Origin of the sequence: Allobosea massiliensis (genome assembly GCF_042655245.1) — a bacterium.
GTDB lineage: Bacteria > Pseudomonadota > Alphaproteobacteria > Rhizobiales > Beijerinckiaceae > Allobosea > Allobosea massiliensis.
This window is the reverse complement of sequence record NZ_JBHSLU010000038.1, coordinates 30,578-45,216: the sequence shown is the minus strand read 5'-3', so window position 1 is coordinate 45,216 and position 14,639 is coordinate 30,578. Positions and strand designations below refer to the sequence as shown.

Sequence of the window (14,639 nt, the reverse complement as noted above, 5' to 3'; positions counted from 1 at the left end):
CTCGGCTGCTTCGGCAGCCGGATCGTCCAACCGGCCCGCGCGGAGCAATCCGCGCGGGCTTTTGTTTCGGATCGAGGATCGGACCATGACCCCCGCCGCCATCGGCATCGACTTCGGCACTACCAACAGCGTCGTCGCGCTCGCCGGCGCCGACGGGAGCGTCGTGACACGCTCCTTCGCGACGAAGCAGGGGGCCGTGGACGCCTATCGCTCGGCGCTGATGTTCTGGCGCGAGGGACGCCCGCCCGCGACCCGCATCGCCCATGTCAGCGGGCCCGACGCGCTCGACATGGCGCTGGGCATGACCACCGAACATCGCTTCCTGCAGTCGCTCAAGACGCATCTCTCCAGCCGCGCCTTCCAGGAGACGCGGCTCTTCGGCAAGCTGTTCCGGCTCGAGGACCTGATCGGCGTCTTCCTCGCCGACCTCGTCGCCGGGCTCGATGGCTTGGCCGGGACGCCGCTCGTTTCGGGGCGCCCCGTGGTCTTCGCCGGCGAGCGCCCGGACGAGGACCTCGCGCTGGGCCGCCTGCGGACCTCCTATGCCGAGGCCGGCATGAGCCAGGTCGATTTCGCCTACGAGCCGCTCGGCGCCGCCTACTGGTACGCCCGCGAGCTGACCCGGCCGCAGACCATGCTCGTCGCGGATTTCGGCGGCGGCACCAGCGACTTCTCGGTGATGCGCTTCGAGCCCGGCGCGGCCGGCCGGCTGGAGGCGACGCCGCTGTCGCATGCCGGTGTTGGCGTCGCCGGCGACACCTTCGACTATCGCATCATCGAACATGCGATCTCGCCGCGGCTCGGCAAGGGCACGCAGTACCGTTCCTTCGGCAAGCTCCTGCCGATCCCGGCGCATTACCACGCCGCCTTCGCGCAATGGCACCGGCTCTCGCTGATGAAGAGCCGCGAGACCATGGCCGAGCTCAAGGCGCTGATCCGCGATGCGGTCGAACCCGACCGGCTCGAGGACCTGCTCACCGTGATCGAATACGATCTCGGCTACGAGCTTTACCGTGCAGTCTCCGCGGCGAAGATCGCGCTGTCGGGCGCCGACGATACGGTGCTGCGCTTCGAGCAGACCGGCATCTCGATCGAGCGTCGCATCACGCGAAACGATTTCGAGAGCTGGATCGCGCAGGACGTCGCGGCCATCGAGGCGGCACTCGACCGGGCGCTCGTCGAGGCCGGTGTCGCCGCAGAGGCGATCGAGGCCGTTTTCATGACCGGCGGGACCTCGCATGTGCCGGCGGTGCGGGCGCTGTTCGATCGACGCTTCGGCCGGGAGCGCATCCATGTCGGCGACGCCTTCCGCTCGGTCGCCAGCGGGCTCGCGCTGCTTGCGCTCGACCGCGCGCGCGCCTCGGTCGCGGCCTGAACGGCCGCTGTCGCCTTGCCCCGGCAGGGGGGCGGGGCTACATCACGGGCGCCGGAGCATGATGCCCGGCGCCGAAAGCGGCGTCGCGGCAGCCGAGCCGTCCCGGTCTGAAACCCGCCAGGAGTGCCCTGATGTCGTCCGATGCCGATCTGCTCGCCGACCGTCGCAGCCTGCGCCGCAAGGTGACGCTGTGGCGCCTTCTCGCGGTCGTCGGCGTGCTCGGCGCGGCCGTCGTGGCGGGCCTCGCCTGGACGGGCCGCACGCCGGGTTCGCTGTCGCAGGAACACATCGCCCGCGTCACGATCTCGGGTTTCATTTCCGGCGACCGCCGCACGCTGGAGCTGATCAAGTCGCTGGAAGAGAGCCGCGCCGCGGCGGTGATCCTGCGCATCGACAGCCCCGGGGGCACGGTCAGCGGGTCGGAAGCCCTCTACGAATCCCTGCGGCGGCTGGCCGCGAAGAAGCCGACGGTCGCGGTGGTCGACGGGCTCGCCGCCTCCGGTGGCTACATCGCCGCGCTCGGCTCGGACCGGATCGTGGCGCGCCAGACCTCGCTGGTCGGTTCGATCGGCGTGCTGTTCCAGGTCCCCAATGTCGGACAGTTGCTCGACACGATCGGCGTCAAGGTCGAATCCATCAAGTCCAGCCCGCTCAAGGCGGCTCCGAGCGGTTATGAGCCGACGTCGCCGGAGGCGCGTGCCGCGCTCCAGCGCGTGGTCGACGACAATTACGACTGGTTCAAACGCATGGTCCGCGATCGGCGCAAGCTGGCCGATCCCGAGGTGGCCGTGGTGTCGGACGGGCGTGTCCATAGCGGCCGGCAGGCAGCGGCACTCAAGCTCGTGGACGAAATCGGCGGCGAGCCGGAAGCCATCGCCTGGCTCGAAAGGGACAAGGGCGTCGCGAAGGGGCTGCGCGTCCGCGACTGGCGCCGCACCAGCGAGTCCTCTTCGATGGGGCTGTGGAGCCTGAGCGAGGCGCTCGCCCGCGCTGCCGGTCTCGACACGCTCGCCGCCGTGCTGGCGCGCGCTGCCGACCAGCCGCTCGGTTTGCGGCTTGACGCGCCTCTGGCGCTCTGGCAGCCTGCCGTCGAAAAGTGATGTTGATACAAGCGGTTATATTGCAGCGATGATCAAATCAGAACTCGTCCAACGCATCGCCGAGCGCAATGGTCATCTGTATCAGCGCGACATCGAGAACATCGTGACGGCGATCCTCGACGAGATCGTCAAGGCGCTGTCGCGGGGCGACCGGGTGGAACTGCGCGGCTTTGGCGCCTTCTCCCGCAAGGCCCGCTCCGCCCGCGTCGGCCGCAACCCGCGGACCGGCGATGCGGTCGAGGTCGAGGAGAAGTTCGTGCCCGTCTTCAAGACCGGCAAGGAGCTGCGCCTGCGGCTGAACGGCAAGGCCTGAGCCGGCCGGAGCGCTCGAGGCCGGCCAACCAAGATCCGCGAGGGCGGGGCGCCCGCATTCTCTCGCGATCCCGTCGACGGCGCCCGGCGCCGTCCCACCGCGCGGCCCTTGGGTGCCGATGCGGCGACCTTGCAAAGGAAGTGCGATGAAATCCTTCTTCAAGGCCCTGATCCTGGTCCCGATCGCGCTGGCGGTCGTGCTCTTCGCCGTCGCCAACCGGGCGCCGGTGCGGGTCTCTTTCGACCCCGTCAGCCGCGATGCGCCCCAGTTCGCCTTCGATGTTCCGCTCTTCGCCGTCGTCCTGGCGGCGCTGGCGGTCGGTGTGCTAATCGGTGGTTTCGCGGCCTGGCTGGCGCAGGGGAAACACCGCAAGGCCGCGCGTCGCAACCGCCGTGAGGCCGAGGCGCTGCGCGCCGAGACGCAGATGCTGCGATCCGCCGTGCCGGACTCCGCCCTGCCGGCCCTGACCAACGGGCGCGTCTGATGCGGCTGTTCGGACAGGCCGAGATCGACGCGGCGCTGAGCTTCCCCGGGCTGATCGATACGCTGGCCGAGGCGTTCCGCGGCGAAGCCGTGGTGCCTCCGCGGGCGCATCACCGCATCGAGCGGCCCGGCGAGGAGGCCGTGCTGCTGATTATGCCGGCCTGGAGCGCAGCTGAGGCCGCGCACCCCTACATCGGCACCAAGATCGTCTCCGTCTTCTTCGCCAATGGCACGCGCAACCTGCCGGGGGTGATGGGCGCCTACCTCCTGATGGACGGGCGCACGGGCGAACCGCTGGCGGTGATGGACGGAACCCGGCTGACGCTCTGGCGGACGGCGGCGGCTTCAGCCCTGGCCTCGCGCCATCTCGCCAATCCCGCCGCCAGCAAGATGCTCATGGTGGGCGCAGGCGGCCTTGCCCCCTTCCTGATCAAGGCGCATCGCTCGGTGCGGCCGCTGACCGACATCGCGATCTGGGCGCGGCGACCCGAGGCCGCGGAGGCCGTTGCGGCTCAGCTCACGGCCGAGGGCATCGCGGTCCGTGCCGTGACCGATCTCGAAGGCGAGGCGCGTACCTCCGACATCATCTCCTGCGCCACCAACGCGACCGAGCCGCTGATCCACGGGCGCTGGCTCAAGCGCGACGCCCATCTCGATCTCGTCGGCGCCTTCACCATGCAGATGCGGGAGGCCGATGCCGAGGCGCTGCACCGGGCGCGCGTCATCGTCGACTCGGAGAAGGCCATCGACGAGGGCGGCGATGTCGCGATCGGGATCGACGAAGGCGATTATGCGGCGGAGCGTGTCGCCGGCACGCTGACGGACATCTGCCACGGCCGTGTCCCTGGTCATGCCGAGGGCGGTGAGATCACCCTGTTCAAATCGGTCGGTATGTCGCTGGAAGATCTCGCCGCCGCGATTGCCGTCTGGGAGAACCGCACGCCCCTTTGAGGGCGCGCGGCCATCAACCGTCAGACGCGCACCGGCGCGCCCCCGAGCGCGCCCAGGAGCCAGAGAACCAGCAGCACCACCAGAGCGAGGCCGAGCACGCCGCCGAGCCCCGCGGTGCCATATGAGCGATGTCCGTAATACCCGCCGCCACCGAGCAGCAGGACGACTATCAGGACGATGACGAGCGTGGACATGGCGGCAACCCTTCGACGGCGCATCGCGACGGCGATGCGACTGGATGCCGGGGCAACGCCGCCGCCGAAGGCGGGTTCCCTTCAGGGTGCGCGCCGCAGACTCACTCGACCTTGATGCCGATCTCCTTGATCAGGCCGCCCCATTTCGTCATCTCGCCTTGCAGGAAGGCGGCGAGCTCGGCCGGGGTGCCGCCCACCGGTTCGGCAGCCAGCTGATCCATCTTGGCGCGCAGCGCCGGATCGGCGAGGCCGGCTTTGGTATCGGCCTGGATCTTGTCGATGATGGCTTGCGGCGTCTTGGCGGGCGCGAAGAGCGCAAACCAGGAGGACACGTCGAAGCCCGGCACCGTCTCGGCGATGGGCGCGAATTCCGGGGCGGCCGCCGAGCGCTTGGCGGTGGTGATGCCGAGCCCGCGGATCGAGCCGGCCCGCACATGCGGCAACGCCTGGGTGATGTTGTCGAAGATCAGGTCGATGCGCCCGCCGATCAGATCCTGCGTCGCCTGAGCCGTGCCGCGATAGGGGACATGCACCATCTTCGTCCCGGTCAGCTTCTGGAAATACTCGCCCGAGAGATGCACCGAGGTGCCGATGCCGGAGGAGCCGTAGCTGAGCTTGCCCGGATTCGCCTTGGCATAGGCGATCAGATCCGCGACGGACTTCACCGGCAGGTCCTTGTTCACGACGAGCAGGTTCGGCACCAGCGCGACCATCGTGATCGGCGCCAGATCCTTGACCGGGTCGTAGTTCAGCTTCGGGTAGAGATACTGGTTCGTCGCCATGCCGACCGAGACGATCAGAAGCGTATCACCATTGGGCTCGGCCTTGGCGACGGCATCCGTGCCGATATTGCCGCCTGCGCCGGCGCGGTTCTCGACCACGAAATTGATGCCCCAGCTCTGGCCGAGCTTGTCGGCGACGAGGCGGCCGAGCACGTCGGTGGCGCCGGCCGGGGGAAACGGCACCACGAGCTTGATGGTGCGGCCCTGCGGCCACGCCGCCTGCGCGAAGGCGCTGCCCGGTGCAGCGATCGCGCCGGCGCCGAGCGCGGCGAGCAGGCTGCGACGGTCGATCGAGAATGAATTCATCGGTAATCCTTCCCCCAAGCTGGCGGCTTCCATCCGGTCCGCCACTGATTGCACCAGAAGCTGCCGTCTAGGGGCAGGGTTGTCCATCGCCAAATCGTCGGTGGCTTGACCCGCCCAGCGGAGCTGGACGAATCTGGCTCATGCCCCGTTTTCATCGCCGAATCGCTGCCGCCTGCCTGCTGGCCGCAGCCCTCCTGCCCGCGGCCGCCGGCGCACAGTCGACCGCGGAGGAGGAGGCCAAGCGCCGCGCCGCCAACATCGCCGCCTTCCCGGATGCCGCGCGCGCGCTCTTCGGCCAGAAGACGGCGCCAGCCAATATGCAGGCCCGCGCGATCGGCTCTTATGCGCGCGGCTGCCTCGCCGGCGCGACGGCGCTGCCCGTGGACGGACCGAGCTGGCAGGTGATGCGGCTGAACCGCAACCGCTACTGGGGCCACCCCGTCCTGATCGAATACCTCGAGGATCTCGCTCGCGAGGTCCCGCGGATCACGGGCTGGCCTGGCCTGCTCGTCGGCGACATCTCTCAGCCGCGGGGCGGCCCGATGCTGACCGGCCATGCCTCCCACCAGATCGGCCTCGACGCCGATCTCTGGCTGACGCCGATGCCGCGCGGACGGCTCGACCGCGAGGCGCGCGAGAACATGCCGGCGGTCAACATGGCCCGTGCCGACTGGCGCGATGTCGATCCCAGGCACTGGACGCCGGCCCATACCCGCCTGATCAGGGCCGCCGCCAGCGAACCGCGGGTCGAGCGGATCTTCGTCAATCCCGCGATCAAGGTCGCGCTCTGCCGCGAGGCCGGAGCCGACCGCACCTGGCTCAACAAGGTCCGGCCGATCTGGGGCCACAACTACCATTTCCATATCCGGATGAGCTGTCCGGCCGGCATGGCGAGCTGCAGCGGCCAGGAGCCGCCGAATTTCGGCGATGGCTGCGGCCAGGAACTGACCGACTGGATCGAGCGGCAGCGCGCTGCGATTTTCGCGCCGCCCAAGCCGCCCCGCACCGGGCCGGCGCCCAAGCCCAAGCCGCCTATGGCGCTGGACGAGCTGCCGGCCGAATGCCGGCAGGTCCTGGTCTCACGCTGAGCCCGGCTCAGCGGCGGGGTGTCGTCCGCCCGGAGCTGTAGGCGAAGGGGTCGCGCTGGGGCGTGATCAGCGGCTGGGCCTGGTCGTAGCCCTCCTGATCGATGACGCCCGTGCCCTCGTCGTCGCCGATGACGACTTCCTCCGTCGGCGGCACCGAGCCCGGCAGCGTCAGCGGCCCGCGCTGCTCGCCCGGCAGGTTCTGGACGTCGCCCGGCCGGTTGTAACGCGGCGGATTGAGCGGCCGATTGTCGTACTCCTCGAGGAAGCGGCGCTGGGCGTCGAGCCCCTGTCCCTGATGGTTCGCGACCGGATAGCCGCCCGTCGACACCGCCCCCGGCGGCCGCAGGCCGCCCTGGGGCTGTCGCAGCAACGACCCGCCCGCGACCATGGCCGGCGCGCCGTCGCGCAGGCTCGGCTGCGCCGAGGAGTAGGGCCGGGCCGGATCGGGCGGCGGCAGGTTGTGCTTCGGCGTGTATTTGATCACCGGCTTGCAGATGTGGCGGCCCTTCGAATGGCGCGCCAGGTCGATGTGGAAGTGATCGTAGTGGAACATGTCCGCGCCCGGGCCGAGCACGGTCGAGAAACGCTCGCAGGCGCCGACGAAGATCTCGCGCAGGAAGTTCTGCTCCTCGGGCGAGCCGCGCCAGCCATCCTTCACTGTGACCGTGCGGCCGTCATTGAGCCGGAAGGCGAACACGTCCACGGCGTTGCCATAGGCATGTTCGGAGGTGCGGCTGGTCCCGGTGCCGTTGTTCATGGCTCGGCAGGAATAGGAGCCCGCCCGCATCTCGATCACCTGCGCGCCGAGCACGTTCTGCGCCGCCGGCTGCACCACTTCCGCGAGCCATTTGTCGGTGGTCGCGACCACGGGGCAGGCCAGCGTCGCCTTGCTGGTCAGTCCGATGCCGCCATTGGCGAAAGCCGCGACCCTGAGCGGCCTTTCCATGCCGCAGGTTCCGGGCCCGTCGATCGGCTTCTCGCGCAGGCTGACATAGGCGGAGAGCTGCACCTGGCGGGAGGCCAGGCAGGCGGCCTCGGCCTGGTCGCGCCAGGCCGCGCGCTGCGGCTTCTGGAACTTGCCGCAGCCGGCAAGCCCGGTTCCGAGCAGTCCGAGAGCGATGAGGGCGAGGTGAACGCGTCGCATGACCCATCAATTGCGACCCGTTTCGTGAACGGTTTCTCAACCGGGTGAGCCCGGCGCGACACAGCCTCATGAACTTTGCAGGGGCGGTTAACCGTTCCCTAATGCGCCGTCGCCGCAGCGCCGAAAGCGACCGCATGCATCAGCCGGCCCGGGAGCAGCGTGAAGGCGCCGGCGATGACGAGGCCCAGCAGCAGGCCGATCATCGCGGAGCGATGCGCCGCGATGTTGCCGCGCCGGCGCGCGAGCACGGCATAGGGCAGGCTGATGAGAGTCAGCAGCGTCAGCAGGTGGATCGCGCTGTAATGGCCGCTGCGGGCGATCGCGAGCGAACTGACCGCAGCCACCGCCATCGCCGGCACGAAAACCCAACCCAGACGCCGGTGCAACGGCGTCCCCTTGGGCAGCAGGGCCACCGCCACACCGGAGGCGAGAGCCGCGATCGCTCCGGCAACATGGAGCTGGATCACGGGCGAAGCGGTGGCGAGAGGAACGAGGGACGGCATTGCGGAGGTCTCAATGTTAATTGAATTAACATGACGGGGGGCTCCTGCAGCGTCAAGCGGCACGGACAGGGCCGGCAATGCCGGAGGGGCAAGCCCTCATGTCGTCACGCCTCTGGCCTGCATGCCGGGCGCATGCGACACAGCCCGATCCTCGCCGTCCAGGGAGATCGGCCGATGACGGGCAAGGCGCGCTTCATCTTTCCGGTTCTGATGGCCGGCATCATAGCTTTCCTGATGACCGCCCTCGTGACCTGGCTCAATCTCGGCCTGCCCGCCGACTTCGTCCGCCACTGGCTCGCCGCCTTCGCGGTCGCGTGGCCCTGCGCCGCGGTCACCGCCTTCATCGCCATTCCGGTCGCGCGCCGCGCGACCGGCCTCATCATCCGCGTCATCGGAGAGTGACATGCAGAGCCTGCGCGACATCCTCGCCCGTATCGCCCGTGGCGAGACCACGCCGGCCGGGGCGCTCGCCGTCAGCCAGGCGCGCATCGCCGCGCTTGAGCCTCGGATCCAGGCCTTCGCCAGCCGTCCGGACACGCTGCAGCCCGGCGAGGGCCCGCTCGCCGGCGTCGCCTGCGGCGTGAAGGACATCATCGACACGGCCGATCTGCCGACGATGATGGGCTCGCCGATCTATGCCGGGTGGCGGCCGCGGGCCGATGCGCCGATCGTCATGGCGCTGAAGGCGGCCGGCGCCACCGTCGCGGGCAAGACACACACCACCGCCTTCGCCTTTCTCGACCCCGCTCCGACCTTCAACCCGCATGATCCCGCCGCAAGCCCCGGTGGATCTTCGGCTGGCTCCGCCGCCGCCGTCGCGGCCGGCATGATCCCGCTCGCGATCGGCACGCAGACGGGTGGCTCGGTGATCCGGCCGGCCTCGTATTGTGGCGTCGCTGCGATCAAGCCCTCCTATGCGCTGCTGCCGACGGTCGGAGTGAAGCCCTTTTCCTGGTCGCTTGACACGCTCGGCCTGATGGCGGCGACCGCCGACGACGCGGGGCTGGCCCTGGCCGCCATCGCCGGACGCCCGGAACTCGACGCGCCGGCCGCATCGCTCAAAGGCCTGCGCATCGGCCTCCACCTCCAGGATTACGCCGGCGCTCCCGAGCCCGCATCGGCGACGGCGCTGGAGCGATTCCGCGAGCTGGCAACGGACGCGGGCGCGGTTCTGGTCCCGCATGACGGGCCCGCCGCCCTGGCGGAGGCCTTCCACGCGCATGGGCCACTGCAGGACTATGAGGCGACGCAGGCCTTGGCGTGGGAATATGCCCATCACCGGGAGGCGCTGCCGCCGAAGCTCCAGGCCTATCTGGACACGGCCCAGGCCGTGACGCCGGCGCAGTACGACGAAGCCCGTCGCCGATCCCGCCGCGGCCGGGACGCGGCCCGCGCCTTCTTCGCCGAAGTGGACGTGGTGGCGACCTTCGCGGCGCCGGGCGAGGCGCCGGACAGCCGCGACTCGACCGGTGACTCGCGCTTCAACCGGCTGTGGACCCTGCTCGGCGTGCCCTGCGCCACCGTTCCGGTCGCCCGCGGCCCGCGCGGTCTGCCCACAGGTGTCCAGGTCATCACCGGCTTCGGGCGCGACGAGCAGGCCATCGCAGTCGCCAAGGCGATTGAAAACCTTGTCGCGCGCGCTGGTTAGCAGAGATTATCCCCAAGACTATTCAGTGCTTTAAGCGATTTTTAGTCATACTCTTGGCTGTGCCGCCATGCCGCCACGCTGTCGCCCTCTTGCGGCCTTCGCCAGTTCTGCTAGCGTCGTGTCAGGTCAATGACACAGGAGGGTGTGATGAGCCTCACGCTACGTCTCGACCGATTGATCATGGGTGCGGCCTTCGCCTTCATGATCCTCATCGTGCTGGGTGCGTTCTGACCACGTCAGTCTCGAGTCGCTAAGACCATTGGGCTAAAGGCGCACCGCCGGGATCTCGTCCCGGCGGTGCTGCCGTTTTGGAGCCGTGCTCTCTTGTCGTCGCAGGCCTGCTCAGCTCTCGGGACAGGGGTTCTCCGTCACCTGCCAGGACATCATGTTGATCACCCGTCCGCACAGCGCCATGCGGCGCCCCTGGGTGGTGCGGATGCAGGCGGTGCTGCCCTCGGCGATCTTGCGCCCGTCATTCCAGCAGAAGCAGAGCGGTTCGGGCGCCTGGGCCTGCCGGGGGGGATCGAGCGGGATGGCCGGTTCGGCGGCCAAGCCCGAGAAGGGCAAGCCGATCATCGCCAAGGTCATGAAAAACACGTGCGACGTCGGGAAAATTCTTCGCGATCTGCGTGTTGTCGCGGCGACCGCGGCATTGAAAGCAGTCATATCTCGCTCCTGCGAAACGAAAGGTCGTCTGCAGCGCCATTGCGGCTAGTCTAACATGTTCGGCCACCGCATCCCAGAAATCTTATATTTTCATATTATTGTGTACTCGCAGGCGCTTAGTCGCGTGCGTCTTGCAGAACCAGAACGCATGCCCCATATTCCCACGTAGTGAGCCCAAGGGGGGCTCTGGGAGGAACCATGTCTCTGATCTCGCTCGCCCGTCGTGGTCGTGTCGTCGCCGTACTCGCTGGTGCTCTGCTCCTCGTGCCCGTGCTGGCCGAAGCGCGCCCGGGCGGCAAGGGAGGTGTCGGGAGCCGCGGCTCCCGGACCGAAGCGGCGCCCATGCGCACCGACACGACGCCCAACGGCGCCCAGCCCTTCCAGCGCAGCGCGCAGCCTTCGCCGGCGCAGGCCGCTCCGGCCGCGGGCGCGGCGGCCGCTGCCGCCCAGGCCGCGCGCCCCTCGATGGCCCGCAGCCTGATGATGGGCCTCGGCGCCGGCCTGCTCGGCGCCGGCCTGTTCGGCCTGCTGTCCGGCTCCGGCTTCTTCAGCGGCCTCGCTTCGCTGGCCGGCATCGTCGGCTTCCTGCTCCAGCTCGCCCTGATCGGTGGCGTGATCTGGCTGGCCGTGCGCTTCTTCCGCCGTCGCTCCGAGCCACAGCTCGCCACCGCAGGCGCGCCGCTGTCGCGTGAGGCGATGCAGCCCCAGCCGCGTCCGTCCGCTCCGGTCGGCGCCATGGCGGGTGGCCTCGGCGCCGCCGCGGCTGCTCCCGCTGCGGCCCAGACGACGCCGATCGAACTGGTGGGACAGGACTTCAACGACTTCGAGCGGCTCCTGGGCGAAATCAACGCCGCTTATTCGAACGAGGACGAGAAGGGTCTGCGCGAGCGTGTGACCGACGAGATGTTCGGCTATTTCGACGACGACCTGACCGCCAATGTGCGCAAGGGTGTGGTCGACCGCGTCTCCGACGTGAAGCTGCTCCAGGGCGACCTCTCGGAAGCCTGGACCGAGGAGGGCTTCGATTATGCCACCGTCGCGATGCGCTTCAGCCTGATCAACGCGCTCTACGAGCGCTCCAGCGGCAAGGTCGTGGACGGCAGCGCCACGGTGCCTCAGGAAGTCTCGGAGTATTGGACCTTCGTGCGCAGGCGCGGCGGCCCGTGGAAGCTCTCGGCGATCCAGCAGGCCGCCTGAGCCTCTCGAACACGACATCCGAACGGCCGGGGCGACCCGGCCGTTTTTCGTTGTGCGGTTTCGGGTGTCGCGCCCGCCCGATCCAGCCTATAGGCGGACTCCTGCGATCGGGCGGTCTGTGCTGCCTTGGAACGACACGCTTTGGAGATTCGCCTGATGTCGGACATGCGCCTCGTCGTCGTCGGAGCCGCCGGCCGGATGGGCCGCATGCTGTTGCGGGCCATCCACGACGCCCCGGGCTGTACGCTGTCGGCGGCGGTCGAGCGGCCGGGCTCGCCCCATCTCGGGCAGGACTCAGGGCTGCTCGCAGGGCTGCCGGCCAACGGCATTCCGGTCACGGACGATGCGGCGGCTGCCTTCGCCGCAGCCGACGGCGTGCTGGATTTCACCACGCCGGACGCGACCATTGCCTTCGCGGCGCTGGCGGCGCGGACCCGCATTGCACACATCGTCGGCACGACCGGGCTCGAACCGTCCCATCTGGCGAGGCTCGCCGAGGCGGCGCGCGACACCGCCATCGTCCGCTCCGGCAATATGAGCCTGGGCGTCAATCTGCTCGCCGCGCTGGTGCGCAAGGTCGCCGCGACGCTGGGGACGGATTGGGACATCGAGATCGTCGAGATGCATCACCGCATGAAGGTCGATGCGCCCTCCGGCACCGCGGTGCTGCTCGGCGAGGCGGCTGCGGCGGGCCGGGAGGTTGATCTGGCGCAGGAGCGCGTGGCGGTTCGTGACGGGCAGACCGGTGCCCGCGTGCCCGGCACGATCGGATTTGCGACCCTGCGCGGCGGCACTGTCGTGGGCGAGCACAAGGTCATCTTCGCGGGCGCGGGCGAGCGGCTCGAACTCGCCCATCTCGCCGAGGATCGCGGGCTCTTCGCGCAGGGGGCGGTCAAGGCGGCGCTGTGGGGCCGCGGGCGGGCGCCGGGGCTCTATTCCATGGCCGATGTCCTCGGGCTCGACAGCCTCTGAGCGGCGGCTGCGATGACGCGCCTCGCCGTCGCGCCCGGCGTCGTCCACTGGCCTGGCTATCTCGGGCCGGAGGCGCAGGCTGCATTGGTGGCGGATCTGCGCGCGGTCGCGGCGCAGGCGCCTTTCTTCCAGCCGCGCATGCCGAAGACCGGCAAGCCCTTCTCGGTCCGCATGACGAATTGCGGCACGCTCGGCTGGGTCTCGGACGAGACGGGATACCGCTACCAGCCGCTCCATCCCGTGACCGGCGAGCCCTGGCCGCCGATGCCGGACGTCCTGACGCAAGCCTGGCGCGATCTCGCCTCCTATCCGCACGAGCCCGAGGCCTGCCTCGTCAATTTCTATGCGGCCGACGCGCGGATGGGCCTGCATCAGGACCGCGACGAGCAGGAATTCGACGCCCCCGTGCTCTCGCTCTCGCTCGGCGACACGGCGGTCTTCCGCATCGGCGGGACACAGCGCGGCGGCAAGACGGTCTCGCTGAAGCTGGCCTCGGGCGATGCGCTGCTCTTCGGCGGCGAGGCGCGGCTCGCCTATCACGGCATCGACCGCATCCTCGCCGGCTCTTCGGCGCTGCTGCCGCAAGGGGGGCGGATCAATCTGACCTTGCGCCGCGTGACGAAGCCGCCAGCCTGAGCGCGGGCTCAGCGCGAGCCGTCCGACCCGGGCAGGTTCGGAAACGACCAGCCGAGCAGGATCGAGCCCGCGCGCAGGCCGAACCCGGCCGCCAGCCCGCCGAGCATGACGAGGGGTGCGCTGAAGCCCGTCGTGGTGAGAACAGCGGTCGCCCCGGCGCCCGCCGCGGCGGCGGTGACATAGAAGTCGCGGCTCCACAGCACCATGGCGCGGTCGCCCGCCAGAATGTCGCGCAGGATACCGCCGAAGGAGGCGGTGACCGCCCCCAGCGCCACGGCCGAGAGCGGCGGAACGCCTGCCGCCAGAGCTTTCTGCGTTCCCGAGACCGCAAAGAGGGCGAGCCCCGCCGCGTCGGCCCAGATCAGCAGACGCTTGGCGCTCCAGCTATCCATGCGGCCCGGGCGGAAATAGGCGATGGACCAGGCCGAGAGAGCCACCGCCGTGCAGATGATGACGCTCAGCGGCGCCTCGACCCAGGCGACCGGTCGGCCGAGCAAGAGATCGCGCAGCGTGCCGCCACCGACGCCGGTGACGGTCGCGAGCAGGATGAAGCCGAACGGATCCATGCCCTTGCGGGCGGCGACGAGGGCGCCGGTCAACGCGAAGACGGCGACGCCGGCGGCCTCGAGCACGGATCAGTGCGTGGTCGGAGTGCTGTCGCCGCCCTCGGCCGCCTGCGGCTTCGGCGCACCGGCCGACACGCCGACCAGCGCCGGCCGCAGCACGCGCTCGCCGATCTTGTAGCCGGACTGGACGACCTTGGACACCAGGCCCTTGGCGATCTCGGCGTCGGGCGCCTCGAACATCGCCTGATGCAGGTTCGGATCGAATTTCTCGCCCAGCGGATCGATCTTGCGGACGCCATGGCGCTCGAGCGTCTTCAGCAGGTCGCGCTCGGTCAGATCGACGCCCTCGATCAGACCCTTGAGGGCAGGCTCCTCGGTCGTGCGGGCGGTCTCGGGCAGGCTTTCCAGCGCGCGGCGCAGATTGTCGGCCGCGCCCAGCATGTCGCGGGCGAAGCTCGTTACGGCATAGGCCTTGGCGTCGGCGATCTCACGCTCGGTGCGGCGGCGGAGATTCTCCATGTCCGCCAGCGTGCGCAGCAGCTTGTCCTTCAGATCGTCGCGCTCGGCCTCGATCCGGGCGAAATTCGCCTGGATGATGTCCTCGGGAGACTGCGCGGTGGCCTCCTCGACGGCGGGCTCGGCGTTCGGATTGTCCGTCGCAGGGTTCTGCGTCATGGCGTGTTCCAACTCTCGCAAATCAGGGCCGCCGAGGCGC

General features: G+C 69.5%; 18 protein-coding genes. 12 read left to right on the top strand and 6 right to left on the bottom strand.

Features of this window, described 5'->3' with window-relative positions; all coding sequences use genetic code 11:
- The first annotated feature begins 85 nt into the window (after positions 1–85).
- The 5 genes from ACFPN9_RS13490 to lhpI all read left to right on the top strand — a co-directional run bounded on the left by ACFPN9_RS13490 (position 86) and on the right by lhpI (position 4,222).
- A complete protein-coding gene (locus tag ACFPN9_RS13490; RefSeq protein WP_066721709.1) occupies positions 86–1,375 on the top strand; it encodes an Hsp70 family protein in 1,290 nt (429 codons plus the stop codon).
- Positions 1,376–1,506: 131 nt separating this feature from the next.
- Positions 1,507–2,475 carry a signal peptide peptidase SppA gene (sppA, locus tag ACFPN9_RS13485; RefSeq protein ID WP_066721707.1) on the top strand — a complete coding sequence of 323 codons (969 nt, stop codon included), beginning with the start codon at positions 1,507–1,509 and terminating at the stop codon, positions 2,473–2,475.
- Between the two features lie 28 nt (positions 2,476–2,503).
- Positions 2,504–2,788: an integration host factor subunit beta gene (gene ihfB, locus ACFPN9_RS13480; RefSeq protein ID WP_066721705.1), complete on the top strand. Its 285-nt coding sequence runs from the start codon at positions 2,504–2,506 to the stop codon at positions 2,786–2,788.
- Positions 2,789–2,933: 145 nt separating this feature from the next.
- Positions 2,934–3,272: a LapA family protein gene (locus ACFPN9_RS13475; RefSeq protein ID WP_066721703.1), complete on the top strand. Its 339-nt coding sequence runs from the start codon at positions 2,934–2,936 to the stop codon at positions 3,270–3,272.
- The gene (gene lhpI, locus ACFPN9_RS13470; protein WP_066721701.1) at positions 3,272–4,222 is read left to right on the top strand and encodes a bifunctional Delta(1)-pyrroline-2-carboxylate/Delta(1)-piperideine-2-carboxylate reductase; all 951 of its coding nucleotides are present in this window, start codon (positions 3,272–3,274) and stop codon (positions 4,220–4,222) included. The genes ACFPN9_RS13475 and lhpI overlap by 1 nt, the downstream gene beginning before the upstream one ends.
- Before the next feature lie 20 nt (positions 4,223–4,242).
- Here the strand turns inward: lhpI and ACFPN9_RS13465 are convergent, their stop codons facing one another.
- Together ACFPN9_RS13465 and ACFPN9_RS13460 are read right to left on the bottom strand one after the other, a co-directional pair.
- Positions 4,243–4,416: a DUF3309 family protein gene (locus ACFPN9_RS13465; protein WP_082733039.1), complete on the bottom strand. Its 174-nt coding sequence runs from the start codon at positions 4,414–4,416 to the stop codon at positions 4,243–4,245.
- Between the two features lie 101 nt (positions 4,417–4,517).
- Positions 4,518–5,504: a tripartite tricarboxylate transporter substrate binding protein gene (locus ACFPN9_RS13460; RefSeq protein WP_066721699.1), complete on the bottom strand. Its 987-nt coding sequence runs from the start codon at positions 5,502–5,504 to the stop codon at positions 4,518–4,520.
- A 140-nt stretch (positions 5,505–5,644) separates the two neighbouring features.
- Here ACFPN9_RS13460 and mepA point away from each other — a divergent pair, with 140 nt between their 5' ends.
- Positions 5,645–6,592, top strand: coding sequence for a penicillin-insensitive murein endopeptidase (mepA, locus tag ACFPN9_RS13455; protein ID WP_066721697.1), 948 nt, complete (start codon positions 5,645–5,647; stop codon positions 6,590–6,592).
- Positions 6,593–6,599: 7 nt separating this feature from the next.
- Here the strand turns inward: mepA and ACFPN9_RS13450 are convergent, their stop codons facing one another.
- Entirely contained in the window at positions 6,600–7,736 is a 1,137-nt protein-coding gene (locus ACFPN9_RS13450; protein WP_377817183.1) for an extensin-like domain-containing protein, read from the bottom strand.
- Positions 7,737–7,834: 98 nt separating this feature from the next.
- Entirely contained in the window at positions 7,835–8,239 is a 405-nt protein-coding gene (locus tag ACFPN9_RS13445) for a DUF2306 domain-containing protein (protein WP_066721693.1), read from the bottom strand.
- Between the two features lie 174 nt (positions 8,240–8,413).
- Between ACFPN9_RS13445 and ACFPN9_RS13440 the strand changes: the two genes are divergently transcribed.
- From ACFPN9_RS13440 to ACFPN9_RS13415, 6 genes are all read left to right on the top strand, one after another.
- Positions 8,414–8,641, top strand: coding sequence for a DUF2798 domain-containing protein (locus tag ACFPN9_RS13440; protein ID WP_066721691.1), 228 nt, complete (start codon positions 8,414–8,416; stop codon positions 8,639–8,641).
- A 1-nt stretch (position 8,642) separates the two neighbouring features.
- Positions 8,643–9,887 (top strand): amidase, encoded by a 1,245-nt coding sequence (locus ACFPN9_RS13435; protein ID WP_066721689.1) that lies wholly within the window; start codon positions 8,643–8,645, stop codon positions 9,885–9,887.
- A gap of 385 nt (positions 9,888–10,272) precedes the next feature.
- A complete protein-coding gene (locus ACFPN9_RS13430) occupies positions 10,273–10,602 on the top strand; it encodes a hypothetical protein (RefSeq protein ID WP_156446565.1) in 330 nt (109 codons plus the stop codon).
- A 149-nt stretch (positions 10,603–10,751) separates the two neighbouring features.
- Positions 10,752–11,750, top strand: coding sequence for a Tim44 domain-containing protein (locus tag ACFPN9_RS13425; protein WP_066721685.1), 999 nt, complete (start codon positions 10,752–10,754; stop codon positions 11,748–11,750).
- 165 nt (positions 11,751–11,915) lie between these two features.
- Positions 11,916–12,722: a 4-hydroxy-tetrahydrodipicolinate reductase gene (dapB, locus tag ACFPN9_RS13420; protein WP_066721723.1), complete on the top strand. Its 807-nt coding sequence runs from the start codon at positions 11,916–11,918 to the stop codon at positions 12,720–12,722.
- Between the two features lie 12 nt (positions 12,723–12,734).
- Entirely contained in the window at positions 12,735–13,358 is a 624-nt protein-coding gene (locus ACFPN9_RS13415; RefSeq protein WP_066721683.1) for an alpha-ketoglutarate-dependent dioxygenase AlkB family protein, read from the top strand.
- An 8-nt stretch (positions 13,359–13,366) separates the two neighbouring features.
- On the opposite strand, the gene ACFPN9_RS13410 is transcribed toward ACFPN9_RS13415, so the two are convergent.
- Positions 13,367–13,990, bottom strand: a complete 624-nt coding sequence (locus tag ACFPN9_RS13410) for a trimeric intracellular cation channel family protein (protein WP_066721681.1) — start codon at positions 13,988–13,990, stop codon at positions 13,367–13,369.
- A gap of 3 nt (positions 13,991–13,993) precedes the next feature.
- Positions 13,994–14,599 carry a nucleotide exchange factor GrpE gene (grpE, locus tag ACFPN9_RS13405; RefSeq protein ID WP_066721679.1) on the bottom strand — a complete coding sequence of 202 codons (606 nt, stop codon included), beginning with the start codon at positions 14,597–14,599 and terminating at the stop codon, positions 13,994–13,996.
- Positions 14,600–14,639: the final 40 nt, after the last annotated feature.